Source organism: Candidatus Brocadiaceae bacterium, assembly GCA_012728835.1.
Classification (GTDB): domain Bacteria; phylum Planctomycetota; class Brocadiia; order SM23-32; family SM23-32; genus JAAYEJ01.
The window spans coordinates 17,980-30,084 of the sequence record JAAYEJ010000059.1; the positions used below are offsets into that span (position 1 = coordinate 17,980).

Below are 12,105 nucleotides of genomic sequence, written 5' to 3' on the forward strand. Positions count from 1 at the left end.
GCCTACAATCCGTGAGGTCAACGGGCCCGATTCGGCGGCTCCCGGGGGAGCCTGGGCTCGCGTGCCGGTCTGGGAGGGAATGGGCAATGACGCGTGCCGGCCGTCTGTGCGTGGGGGCAGCGGTTCTGATGCTGGGGGCGTGCGGGTGTCTGAACCTCGGGCCGCTCCTGACCGGACGGATGGAGACGGTGGTTGTGCGGCGTTCGCCGCGCTGGATGGACTGCAACCGCGTCGCCCTGATCGATCTGGACGGGTTCCTGGGAGACCGGAGCGGTCGGGCCCTGCCGATGACCACTGTGGCCGACGTGCGTGAGAAGCTGGACAGCGCGGCGCGCGACGCGCGCGTGCGCGCCATCGTCGTGCGCGTGGACAGCCCCGGCGGCGGGGCGGCCGCCAGCGACATGATGTACCGGCAGATACAGCAGTTCCGGAGCGAGACGGGCCGGCCCGTCGTCGCCGCGTTGATGACCACCGCCGCCTCCGGCGGCTACTACGTGGCACTCCCGGCCGACCGCATCGTGGCCGCGCCGACCACGGTGACCGGCTCGGTCGGCGCCGTGATGACGGTGGTCAACGTCGAGGGCCTGCTGGGCAAGATCGGGGTCCGGTCCGACAGCATCAAGTCCGGCGAGGTCAAGGACATCGGTTCGGCCACCCGCACCATGACCCCGCAGGAGCGGGCCCTGCTGGAGGGGGTCATCCGGAGCTACTCACAGCGCTTCCTGGACCTGGTGCGGCAGCACCGCCCGCAGATGACCGAGGAGGCGATCCGGACCATCTCCGACGGCCGCATCCTGACGGCGGAGCAGGCGCTGGAACTCGGCATGGTGGACAGGATCGGCTACTTGGATGAGGCCATCGAGGAGGCCTGCCGGCTGGCCGGCATCGAGACGGCCGAGGTCGTTCTCTACCGCCCCTTTCCGCACTACAACGAGAACATCTACGCCCGTGCGCCGTCCGGCGGGGCCGGCGCGCCACTGTCCGCCATGGACCTGCTGAGCTGCCCCGTGGGGCCGCTCTACCTGTGGGCCCCCGGGTTGTAGATACCGTGCCCGGAGGCTGAGCGGTGTGCGACGGACGGGGCAGAGCCATCTGCGCTGATCGTGAGGAGGGGCGATGGAAGCGGTTGGCGCGAGGGCAAAGAAGTAGTTACCCCAGGTTCGGCCCGTCAGAGGCGCTCTGGGGTGGTTGGAGGTCGACAACTACCCGGTGCGGGCGGTCTGGAACTCGATCCTGGCCGGGATCGTCTATCAGCATCCGTCGGTGGAGAGCCTGCGGCGGGACAAGCTGCGGAGCCTGGTGGCCGCCTGAGGGCGGCACCGGCTCCGGGGCCAGCTCGCGCCGATCCCCTCCGCCCGGGCCCCACAGCGCAGATGGCTCGGGCAGTTGACAGGTGACGGGTGCGGCCTGTGTAATGGTCATGCGCGTGAGCCGCCCGGTGCGGCCGGGACGTGGATTCGGAGGGGGAGATATGCCGCTTGTGGAGTATCGCTGTGAGGACTGCGGGCACGTCACGGAGATCCTCGTGAGGGTCTCGGAGGACCAGGCTCCGCCCTGCCCCGAGTGCGGCAGTGCGCGTACGCGCCGGCTGATCTCCTCGTTTGCCGCGCGCGTGGCGCCCGGCAAGCCCGTCGGCCGTTGCGAGACATGCCCGCACGACTCATGCCCGATGCGCTGAACGGCGCCGCACGACAGCCGTGTCCGTCTGCGTTGTCGTTTCTGAGGAGCCGTCCATGGCCGGCGAGTCGATACGCCCCTGTGCGAAGCAGGATGCCCCTGCCGTCGTGACGATGTGGAACGACGCCCTGATGCGGGAGGCGGCGGGCCACGAGTGGTACCTGGCGGCGCACCGGCTCACCGTGCCGGCGCTCGAACAGGTGGCGGCGCATCCGAACTACCGGGCCGACGGGGGCCTGGTCTGCGAGGTGGACGGCGAGGTGGTCGCCTACGGCCGGGCGGCCGTTCGGCACGTCCCCGCGTTTGAGGGCCAGGACCTGAGCGCGCTTCCGGCGTACCTGGAGGGGTTCGTCGTGGATGAGCGCTGGAGGGGACGGGGCATCGGCGGACGCATCCTGACGCAACTGGAGGCCTTCGCGCGGAGCAGCGGCAGAGACGCCGTCCAGATGAACTGCTTCTGGTCGCCGATCCGGCCGATGTCGCTGCTGCCCGGCTCCACGGGCTACGGCTTCCTTCTGCGGCGCGGCTACGAGGCGCTGCCGCCCGAGATGCAGTTGCGGCTGACGTTCGAGGGTGCCGGATTCGATCACAAGGCCCGTCAGGGGCGCCAACGGCTGCGCGAACAGGGCCTGGACCTCCGGTACTACGAGGATGCCGACCGGGCGTCCTTCGAGGAGCTTCTCCGCGGGCATTTCCTCGCGTGGTGGCACGACCTGTACGGGCCGAACCTGGATCGGCCGACGCCGCACGGCGTGCTCGTGGCGCTCGACGGGCGGCGGGTCGTCGGGTTCATCGGGTTCGTGCACGTGAAGGACGACGGGACGGCGGACTTCACCCCCGGCGTGCACCCCGACTACCGCCGGCGGGGCATCGCCACCGCGCTGCTGGACATGTGGGCCGCCGAGGTGCAGCGCCTGGGGGCCGTCCGGAGCGAGATCGCCACCAATGTGGAGAACGCCGCTCGCCACATCTACTTCGAGATGGGCTACGAGAAGATCGGGGAGTTCTCCTCTCGGCTGACACGGAAGCTGGATTGACGCGCACTCGGCGCGCCGAGTCACGAGTGAGAAACGGAAGCACGTATGAGCGAGCGAAGGTGCCTGGTCGTCTTCTACTCCCGTACGGGGAACACGCGCCGGGTCGGCGTGGAGGTTGCACGGCAGCTCGGCTGCACGGTGGACGACCTGACGGACGTCAAGCCCCGCGGCGGCATGCTCGGCTTCGTGAAGGGTGGGATCGACGCGGCGCGGAAGAGGCTGACGCAGGTCGCCGGCGTCGGGCACGACCCGGGGGAGTTCGATCTGGTCGTGATCGGGACGCCCGTCTGGGCCGGCACGATGGCGCCGGCCGTGCGCACGTATCTGGCGGAGCGGAAGGACCGCCTTCCCGAGGTGGCGTTCTTCCTGACAACGCGCAGCACCGGGGTGGAGAAGACCTTCCGGCACATGGAGGAGGCGTGCGGAAAGCGCCCGAAGGCCACGCTCGATCTGCGCGAACGCGACGTGCGCAAGGGCGATCCGTCCGAGGCAATCGGCGCGTTCGTCGCCGCGCTAAGCGCCGAGCCGAACGAGGGACGCCCCGCGCCGTAGGCATGCCACGAGGCGAACGCGCGGCTGCGGCGCTTTTACCCCGGCCCGTCCGGTGAGGCGTCCGGGTCGTTGCGGAAGTACTCGCCCACCGCTTCCTCGAACTGCTGCGCGGTCAGGCCGGCCCATTCGATGATGGGCCGTTCGAGCAGAGCGCGCGTCTCCTGCGAGATGCGTCCGCTCTGAGCCAGTTCGCGTCCGGCCTGTCCGAGCGAACCCCGCAATGCCTCCCATGGTTCCGCCAGCATCGGCGTGCCTGAGAGAGTGTCCAGGAATCCGCCCGCGGCGAGGCAGACGGGCTCCACGCCCAGGCGACGGAACTTGAATCGCAGAGCGTCGAAGGACGACTCGTCCGCGAAGCCGCAGTTCGACAGGACAAGCCACCTGACCGTCCCGGCGCCGGCCTGCAGCGGGTGGCGGCCCTCTGCGTCTCCGTTGCGGCCCAGCCACGGCTGTGCGGTCGGCAGGAGCCGCTCCAGGAAGGCCTGGACGCGTGCCGGCACGCCGAGGATATGGAGCGGGAAACCGAGCACGAACACGTCCGCCGCCGCCAGTCGTTCGAGCATGGCGGCGCCGCCGTCGCGCAGTATGCACCTGCCCGGCGTCCTGGTCCAGCAACTGAAGCAGCCGGTGCAGGGCCGCACGTCCAGGTCGTCGAGGTAGACGTACTCGACCTTCGCGCCCCCCGCCCGCGCCGCGTCCAGCATGGGCCGCAGCAGGATCTCGGTGTGGCTCTCCGCCTTGCGGGGACTGCCGTTGACGGCCAGTATCCTCATGAGCCCTCCGTACCTGCTCGTGCACAGACGCCGGTCGGGTCAGGGCAGGCGGGCCGGCGGGCCGGCCATGAACGCCTGCATGAAACCATTCACGAGGCTCGAAAGCGCCTCCACCGGGACGACCAGCCGTGCCTGGAGCCTGCCCGCATCGTCCACGGCCGCCGCCAGGCCGACTCCGGGGGCGGGCGCGAAGCGCAGGTTCCGGCCGAACGGGAGGAACGGCATGCCGGCATTCTCCATGGCGGAGGCCAGGGCGCGCACGTAGGCGCCGATGAGCCCTCCCAGATCGACGTAGCCGACCACGGCCGGTTCGGCGGGCATGCCCGCCATGGCCGCCTTGAACTCCGGCCGGCCGGCCAGCGACGAGAGGCTGCCGTCGAGCGCCGCCTTGAGGCCGTCCAGGGCGCCGGAGCCCTGCCAGACCATCCAGGCTTCGTCCACGAACGCCGAATACGCCCTCAGGTCCGGTCCCATCATCGCGGCCATCATCTCCCGCTGCATCGCTACGGCCTGGGCGGCTTCGGGCTGACCCGTCTCCTCGAACTGGAGGTCGTAGTCCCATTCTGCGATGGTGTGGCCGGCGTGCGTCGCCGCGTCCGGAGTCATGGCGACCCGCGTCGTGACGCCGGTGCGGGCCTGCCTGGCGACATCTTCGACGAGCGGCAGAAGGGACTGGAAGACCTCCTGAGCGCGTGCGGCATCCTTCACGCCGGCAACGTTGACGGGGACCAGGAAGCCTTGCGGCGAGACGGCGATCGCCGTGGCGAGGCGGCCGTCCATCACGGCGAGCATCTCCGTCACCTTCTCCCGGATGCGGGCGAGCGACTCGGCGGCGGACTCGTCGGACCCCGCCAGAGCACTCAGGAGCCTCATGTACAGGTCGAGGGTGGGGGCCGGATCGCCGACGTGAGCGGCGAAGACGGCCACCGCACCGGCCGGCAGGGAGCCCATAAAGTCCAGGGCGCGCCCCTCGACGGTCGTCAGGTGCGCGGCCAGTGCGCTGCCCACGACCGGCTGCACGCTCTTCGTCACGACGATCGCGTCCGGGGCCAGGGTGAGCGTGGCCTCGACGACCTCGACCTGGGTGGCGGCGGCCTCGACCGTTGCGATGGCCATCCGCCCCATGTCCAGGTTCACCTGCGCCTGCCGGGGCAGGTGAACGGCCGCCCGGTCGATCTCTCCGCGGAGCATCTCGAACGGGTTGCGTCCCTGTTCGTCCAGTGCGCCGACGAGATCGCGGATCCGCACGGCGACTCCGGCGTCGGCCTGTGGGAAGAACGACTTCCCGGCCAGTGTGCCGTCCGCCACGAGGCTGCCCACGGCGCGCACTCCGTCGGGGTTGCGGCCCAGCACGACACGGTCATCGACGATCATGATCGCCAGCGGCCGAGCCGGGCCGGCATCCCACACGTTCTCGTCGAAGGCGTTCAGGGGGTCCTCCTCGTACAGGTGCAGATTGCCGTCCGTCTCGCCCCCGTGCAGGTTCTGCGGCAGGGCGTCCAGGTAGCGGTCGGCATCCAGGACACCGAAGGTGAAGACGGGGGCCGCCACGTCCCCATCCCGGCAGGTCACCAGGAGCAGCGGGGCGCTGAGGTCCAGCACGGACGGGTCGTCGGTCCTGGCCGGCCCGCTCAGGGCGGTGCGGAGCGAACTGAACGGGGCGCCCGGTACCAGGCGCCGGAGCAGGTTCTGGAGCTTCTGCTCGGCCTGCGCGAGATCGGTCACCTCGACGAGCGCCGGTACGTTGGCGGGCAGCGAGGGCCGTTCGGCTGCGTTCACGGGCAGCATCAGGCAGGCGATCAGGGCCGGCAGTGCGCGAAACAGGACCTTCTTCATGGTCGGTACCTCTCGCCAGAGACACGGACGGCCGTTGGCGACGGCTCCTGACCAATGATACGCGCCGGAATGCGGGTGTATTCGCCGGTTGGGGGCCGCCGTCACTCGCCGCGCACAGGATACCAGACCGGGTGCTCCGCCACCAGAGCGGACGTTCGGAATCATCGCACAGATATTTGTGCTGCGGCCCTCTGTCACCATATAATGCTGAGGCTGGCTCAGGAGACCACCGCATGACCGACGCTATGCCGGAGAAGTTCGGCAAGTGCAAGATCGTCAAGGAGCTGGGCCATGGTGCAACGGCGTACGTGTATCTGGCCCGGCATGAAGTGCTGGACATGCCCGTGGCGGTCAAGGTCCTCCGGAGGGGGCTCAGCGAGCGCAAGCCTCATTATGCCGAGCGCTTTTTGCGCGAGGCGAAGATGGCCGCCTGGCTGGACCACCCGAACATCGTGCGCGTGATCGACTGCGGCGTGGAGCACGGCCACCACTACATGGTGATGGACTACGTGGACGGGCCGAACTGCCTGCGGCTCCTGGGCGACCGCCCGAGCGGCATGGAGTGGCGGGAGGCGGTCGAGGTGGCCCTTCAGGTGGCCGACGCTCTGGCGTACGCCGTCTCGCGCGACGTGATCCACCGGGACGTGAAGCCCAGCAACATCATGATCGACAGCACGGGGCGCGCGCGCGTGACCGACCTGGGCCTGGCCAAGCTGACCATCAAGGGGATGGCCGCCCTGACGCAGGAGCTGCACACGGTCGGCACGCCGAACTACATGAGCCCGGAGCAGATCAAGTCGTCCAGCGACCTGGACCTCCGCGCGGACATCTACTCGCTGGGCGCTTCCCTCTATCACATGGTCTGCGGGTCGCCGCCGTTCAACGGCAAGACGGCGATGGAGGTCGTGGCCATGCACGTGGGGGCGCCCCTGGAGCCGCCGTTCCGGCGCCGTCCCGGGCTGCCGCGGTCGCTCTCCAGCGTGATCTGCAAGATGATGGCCAAGGCGCCGGGGGACCGGTACCAGGACTACGCATCCCTGACGGGCGACCTCCGGAACCTCCTGGCGGGCAAGGAGACGTCCGCTGCCGACTTCCACGAGACGGCCCTGCCGGTGCGGGACGACGAACTGCGCGACATCCTGGACCAGTTGCAGTTCTCCGCCGGGCTCGACATCGAGACGGAGGAACAGGCGCCCCACGAGGACGGCGCCGAGGTCGGCCAGGAGAGAGACGCGCTGGGCAGCTCCGATATCTCTCCGTTCGGGCCCGAGGACTACTCCGCCTACGTCCCGCCCCCGGAGGAGTCATCGGCCAGCACGCTGCTCCAGCAGGCGCGCGACCGGCGGCGCGAACTGATCATCGGCCTGATCATCGCGGGTGCGTTCGTCGTCATCGTCGCCATCATCCTGCTCGTCGCCATCGGCGGGCGCTGACCGACGCGGACGGCCCGCCGGATCCCTTTCAGCGGAGAGACGGAATGAACGCCGTGACGGCCCGGGCTCGGGCGCTGATCGAGGAGTTCAAAGGCGAGGCGTATGCATTCGGCCCCGGGGCCGTGGCCTCCGCCGGCCGGCTGGCCGCCCGCCTCGGGCGTCGCTTCCTGCTCGTTGTGGGGCGATCGGGTGGGGCCAACGGGATGCGGGACGGCCTCCGGGACGCCTTTCGGGCGGCCGGTCTGGCCATCGTCGACGAATGCCCCGGCGCCGCGCCGAACTCGCCCCTGGAGGACGTGGAGCGCGTCCGCGACCGGATCCTGGCCGTCCGCCCGGACGCCGTCGTGGGGCTCGGCGGCGGCAGCCTCATCGACGCGCTCAAGGCCTCGGTGGCGCTGGCCTGCCTCGGCGGTCGTTGCGACGACTACTACGGCGTCGGGCGGGTCTCGGCGCGCATGCGGGCGGAGGGCAAGGCGCTGATGCCGCACCTTGCCGTGATGACGGCTGCCGCTTCCGCCGCACACCTGACGAAGTATGCCAACGTGACCGACATGGCCACGTTCCAGAAGCGCCTGCTCATCGATGAGGCGCTCGTGCCGTGCGCCGCCATCTTCGACTACCGGGCCACCGCCACCATGTCGCCCGGGTTCACGCGCATCGGGGCGTTCGACGGCATCTGCCACCTGCTGGAGGTCTACTTCGGCATGGACCCGGGGCACGCGCTCTTCCCGCGCGTGACCGAGGTGGCGCTGACGGGCCTGGAACTGATCGTCTCGGCGCTGCCGCGGGTGCTGGACGACCCCGGATCGCAGCCGATGCGCGAGGCCATGGGGCTGGGGACCGACCTGGGCGGCTACGCCATCATGATGGGTAGCACGAACGGGCCGCACCTGAACAGCTTCTCCTTGGTGGACCTGATGGACCACGGCGCGGCGACTGCGCTCCTGGTGCCGTACTACACGTGTTTCTTCGCCCCGGCCATCGAGGAGAAGCTGCGCAACGTGGGCCGCGTCTACCGGGCCCACGGCCTCCTGGAGGACGGGGCGGACCTGGATGCCCTTGCCGGCATGGACCTCGGCATGGCCGTCTCCGGCGCCATGCTGACGATGGCCCGCCAGGCCGGCCTGCCCACGGCGCTGAACGAGGTGGACGGCTTCGGCCCGCAGCACGTCGAGCGGATGCTCTCGGCGGCCAGGGAGCCGGGGCTCGCCTCGAAGCTGGCGGCCATGCCCATCCCGATGACGGCCGGGGACGTGGAACGCTACATGCGCCCGCTCCTGGAGGCCGCCGCCCTCGGCGACCGGTCGCTCATCGTGCCGCCTCGGACGTGACCTCCGCATCGATCGGCGCGGTCATCGACCGAAGGGCGACTTTTGGCCCCCGGGGGCATCTGATATACTGATGGTGCGTTCCGGATGGCGGCGTGTCGCCGGGGCGCGGAATCGTGCCGAACGGGATGCCAAGGGCCGGGAGAGGAATCCGTGGCTGCTCGACAGCAGAAGGTCCGGTTGCACATCCTGATTGCGCTCACGCTCGTCGTCATGCTCTTCGGCCTGAGGCATGTCCGGCGCACCTTCCAGGCGGAGAAGGTCCGCACGGCGTCCGTTCGGACCGAGCGCGAGCTGCGGCAGTACGTGCGGCCCGACCAGGCCGGGCTGCAGGACATGGCCCTGGCCGCGCACGGCGCGCTGGCACGCGATGCCGCCGCGCTGTTGATGCAGGCGCGCTACCTGGTCGGGCAGGACCTGCAGGGCGCCTCGGCCGCTTCCGCGCGTGCGATCGCGCGGGAACTGGACGATATCCATGCCAACGTCGCACTCCTGCGTGCGGGGAAGCGCCCCGTCTTCCCGCGCGGCAAGCCCTTCCTGCGCGCCTATCACTCCCGGCTCGACGACACCTTCCAGCCCTACGGGGTGTGCGTGCCCGAGGGTTACGACGAGAGCTATCCGCTGCCCGTCATCATCACGCTGCACGGCCTGCAGGGGTTCGGCGGCCGCCAGTGTGCCGACGCGCCGTGCTACCCGGGCGCCCTCTCGGTGAAGCCGCAGGGGCGCGGCGCGACCGACTACATGTACGTCGGCGAGGATGACATCCTGGCCGTTCTGGACGAGGTCCGGGCGCTCTACTCGATCGACAGCGACCGGGTCTACCTGGTCGGCCACTCGATGGGCGCCACCGGGAGCTGGCACCTGGCGGTTCACTACCCGCACCTGTTCGCGGGCATCGTGCCCATCAGCGGCAATGCGGACTCCGACGCCTGGGAACATCGCTGGGGCTGGAATCCTCCCGGGCCCGCCGACCACGGGGCCCTGCGCAGGTTCCTCCATGCCAGCCTCTCGCCCGCCTCGTACGCCGTCAACCTGGCCCATTGCCGCGTGGTGGCCGTGCACGGCACCGGCGACGCCGTCGTGCCGGTGGAGCATGCGCGGAGCATGGCCGGGAGGCTGCGCGAAGCGGGCGGACCGTTCGAATACCTGGAGTTCCCCCAGCTCGAGCACGGGGGTGCGCCGGCATGGGTCAAGGACTACGCGATCGCGAAGGTCTTCGGGCAGGCCCCGCCCGAAACGCCGACGCGCTTCCGCTACCGGACCTCGAGCCTGCGCCATGACCGCGCGTGGTGGGTGACCGTCGATGCGCTGGACCATCCGGCCCGCTTCGCCGAGGTGGAGGCCGACCTCAGCGACGGCGTCGCCCGTGTGGACGTCACGAACGTGTCGGCGTTCACCGTGCGTACGGATCAGGCCCCCGCCGAGATCCGGAGCATCCGGGTGGGCCCGAGGACGTTTGCACTGGAATCCGGCGAGCGGACGGTGAGCCTCGAGAAGTACGGCCTCGCCTGGCGTCGGGCCGAGGCCGCGGGACCACGCAAGCGGAGGGGCCTGAGCGGACCGGTCTCGGACGCCCTGCGCGATCCCTTCCTGATCGTCTACGGCACGGTTGGCGGCGACGCGACCCACGGACTGCTCAGCCGGTCCGAGGCGTTCCGGTTCGCCGATGAGTGGGAGATGCGCTACGGGGACGCCCCGCGCATCAAGGCCGACGTGGATGTGACCGACGAGGACATGCGGGACCTGAACCTCCTGCTGTTGGGCGGGCCGCAGGTGAACAACGTCGCCCGGACGATCCTGCCCCGAACGCCTCTGGCCGTTCGGGGGGATGCCGTGTACGTCGGGGAACGTGCCTTCCGCGGCCGGGACGTCGGGTTCATCGCCTGCTATCCGAACCCCCTGAGCGCCGACCGGATGGTCGCGTTTGTGGCGGGCACGACGCCCGCCGCGCTTTACCAGGCGTGGGACCGCTTCGGCCTCTGGTTCAACTGGGGGGCCTACGACAAGTACAAGTGGTTCGACTACGCCGTCTTCGACAGCCTGACCGTCGGGCCCGAGTCGTTCCTCGCAGTCGGGTTCTTCGATAACCGGTGGCAGATCGCGCCCGACGGCGGTGTGCTCGGCGGCGGGGCCGAATGGCAGGGGGTGCCCGAGGTTCGCGCGGCCCTGCGCCCGCAGGGCTTCCCCGAGCGCACGTCCATTGGCGACTCGCAGCCGCACAGCTTGCCCCTCTCCGAACTGCGGCCGATCGAGATCCGCCAGTACCGGGGCGCCGTCGGGCTCGACCGGGCCTACACGGGCGGCCCCATCGTCGTCGCGGGGCAGCGCCATGCCCGGGGCTTCGGTGTGCGCCCGCCATCCGAACTGACGTTCGTCCTGGACGGCGCCTTCCGGCGCTTCGAGGCGACGGTGGGCCTGGCGGAGGGCTTCCATACGGGGGACTCGCCGGCCCGCACGGCGGTGGAGGAGGTCATCTTTGAGGTCTGGGGCGACGGGGAACTCCTGGCCGCCTCGCCCCGATTGCACCGGCGCGCGGAAGGACGCGATTCCGCACTGATCAGCGCCGACGTGACCGGCGTGTCGACCATGACGCTCAAGGCCCGTCCGGCAGGGGGGCGCACCTGGCTCTACGGGGCGGCCGGCTGGGCCGAGCCGGTCCTCACGCGGTAGCGGCGCCCTCGTCCGGGTCGTGGCCGTCGTGTGCGCGTTCCTCCCGGGCTCGGGCGGGCACGAACAGGAGGGGGAACACGATGTCGCTGAAGCAGCAGGGCAGCCAGACGGCCAGGAAGAGCACGACCAGCACCAGCGGCATCAGGGGGAACCAGTTCACCGCGCCCTCGGCATTGGACACGACGTAGAAGAGCGACGCCCAGGTGCTCAGCAGCACGTGGCCCGCGTGGGGTACCCGCGTCTTCGGGCGCGCGATACCCACGGCGATCCCGATCAGGGCAGCCGGGTTGATCAGCCACCACTCGTCGATCGCCGGCAGGTGGTGGTGCATGTGTGCGTCCACGTGCCCTGTGAGCTTCAGGATGGCCGCCCCGCCGTGGTGGGGGATGATGACGTCGCTGATCGTGGCGATGCCGACCGAACCCAGGAAGCCCACCACCACGCACAGGGCCACGGTGCCGCCGTAGCGGCGGTAGACACCGGCCGTCACCAGGGCGCTCAGGAAGACGTGCAACGCGTGGGCGCCTTCGAACGCCGGCGCCAGCGCGTCGTGCCCTACGTCGGCCAGCACGAGGATCACCATCAACATAATGCCGGTGAACGCGCCGAACGCGGTGAACGGCGCATGGGCCCTCAGCTCCTTCAGGATCGTCTTCAGCATGGCGCCCTCACTCCCGGAGGAAGAGACATGAGACCATAGATGCAACCGAGTTGCAAGTATCAGTCGCGGTCCCGGGCCGTTGTGTTCAATGCATCGGCACGATTTCGTCGGTGCTTGCGTGCGTCGGCCCCGGGTCCG

At 70.1% G+C, this 12,105-nt stretch carries 9 protein-coding genes and 2 pseudogenes; 8 read left to right on the forward strand and 3 right to left on the reverse strand.

Annotation, left to right across the window (positions count from 1 at the left end):
• The first annotated feature begins 86 nt into the window (after positions 1–86).
• From sppA to GXY85_08830, 5 genes and pseudogenes are all read left to right on the forward strand, one after another.
• On the forward strand, positions 87–1,043 hold the full coding sequence (gene sppA / locus GXY85_08810; protein NLW50923.1) for a signal peptide peptidase SppA: 957 nt from the start codon (positions 87–89) through the stop codon (positions 1,041–1,043).
• A 160-nt stretch (positions 1,044–1,203) separates the two neighbouring features.
• Positions 1,204–1,296, forward strand: a pseudogene (locus tag GXY85_08815) (transposase).
• Between the two features lie 175 nt (positions 1,297–1,471).
• Positions 1,472–1,678, forward strand: a complete 207-nt coding sequence (locus GXY85_08820; protein ID NLW50924.1) for a zinc ribbon domain-containing protein — start codon at positions 1,472–1,474, stop codon at positions 1,676–1,678.
• A gap of 55 nt (positions 1,679–1,733) precedes the next feature.
• Positions 1,734–2,714: a GNAT family N-acetyltransferase gene (locus GXY85_08825; GenBank protein ID NLW50925.1), complete on the forward strand. Its 981-nt coding sequence runs from the start codon at positions 1,734–1,736 to the stop codon at positions 2,712–2,714.
• A 45-nt stretch (positions 2,715–2,759) separates the two neighbouring features.
• Positions 2,760–3,266, forward strand: a complete 507-nt coding sequence (locus GXY85_08830; GenBank protein ID NLW50926.1) for a hypothetical protein — start codon at positions 2,760–2,762, stop codon at positions 3,264–3,266.
• Positions 3,267–3,301: 35 nt separating this feature from the next.
• Here GXY85_08830 and GXY85_08835 read toward each other — a convergent pair whose 3' ends face one another.
• Positions 3,302–4,039, reverse strand: coding sequence for a flavodoxin family protein (locus GXY85_08835; protein ID NLW50927.1), 738 nt, complete (start codon positions 4,037–4,039; stop codon positions 3,302–3,304).
• A 39-nt stretch (positions 4,040–4,078) separates the two neighbouring features.
• Positions 4,079–5,875: a hypothetical protein gene (locus GXY85_08840; GenBank protein ID NLW50928.1), complete on the reverse strand. Its 1,797-nt coding sequence runs from the start codon at positions 5,873–5,875 to the stop codon at positions 4,079–4,081.
• Between the two features lie 233 nt (positions 5,876–6,108).
• Here GXY85_08840 and GXY85_08845 point away from each other — a divergent pair, with 233 nt between their 5' ends.
• The 3 genes from GXY85_08845 (at position 6,109) to GXY85_08855 (ending at position 11,306) form a co-directional block, all read left to right on the forward strand.
• Positions 6,109–7,308 carry a serine/threonine protein kinase gene (locus GXY85_08845; protein NLW50929.1) on the forward strand — a complete coding sequence of 400 codons (1,200 nt, stop codon included), beginning with the start codon at positions 6,109–6,111 and terminating at the stop codon, positions 7,306–7,308.
• Positions 7,309–7,352: 44 nt separating this feature from the next.
• Entirely contained in the window at positions 7,353–8,639 is a 1,287-nt protein-coding gene (locus tag GXY85_08850; GenBank protein ID NLW50930.1) for an iron-containing alcohol dehydrogenase, read from the forward strand.
• Between the two features lie 150 nt (positions 8,640–8,789).
• Positions 8,790–11,306 carry an alpha/beta fold hydrolase gene (locus GXY85_08855; protein ID NLW50931.1) on the forward strand — a complete coding sequence of 839 codons (2,517 nt, stop codon included), beginning with the start codon at positions 8,790–8,792 and terminating at the stop codon, positions 11,304–11,306.
• A gap of 58 nt (positions 11,307–11,364) precedes the next feature.
• Here the strand turns inward: GXY85_08855 and GXY85_08860 are convergent.
• Positions 11,365–11,967, reverse strand: a pseudogene (locus tag GXY85_08860) (hypothetical protein).
• Between the last annotated feature and the right edge of the window lie 138 nt (positions 11,968–12,105).